The organism is Streptococcus sp. HMSC072D07, from assembly GCF_001814835.1.
Lineage (GTDB): Bacteria > Bacillota > Bacilli > Lactobacillales > Streptococcaceae > Streptococcus.
Map to the genome: position 1 here is coordinate 46,096 of NZ_KV818069.1, position 467 is coordinate 46,562.

At 44.3% G+C, this 467-nt stretch carries 1 protein-coding gene; it reads left to right on the plus strand.

Annotated features, from left to right (window positions below):
• The coding region (locus HMPREF2991_RS11425; RefSeq protein ID WP_257371943.1) for a tagatose 1,6-diphosphate aldolase at positions 1 to 467 on the plus strand (467 nt) is incomplete at both ends.

The window sequence follows — 467 nt, forward strand, 5'->3', positions numbered from 1 at the left end:
ATGGCTCAATACCAAACAGAAGAGCCAACAGTGGCTCAAATGGAAGAACTCAAAGTCTTGGTAGCAGATGAATTGACCAAATACGCATCATCAATGCTCCTTGACCCTGAGTATGGACTTCCAGCTACAAAAGCGCTTGCTCCAAATGCTGGTCTTCTCCTTGCTTATGAAAAAACAGGATACGACACAACAAGCACTAAACGCTTGCCTGACTGCTTGGATGTTTGGTCTACAAAACGCATCAAAGAACAAGGCGCTGATGCTGTCAAATTCTTGCTTTACTACGATGTAGACAGCTCTGACGAACTCAACCAACAAAAACAAGCCTACATCGAACGCATCGGTTCTGAGTGTGTGGCGGAAGACATTCCATTCTTCCTTGAAATCTTGGCTTACGATGAAAAAATCGCTGATGCTGGCTCTGCAGAATACGCCAAAGTAAAACCACACAAGGTTATCGGTGCTAT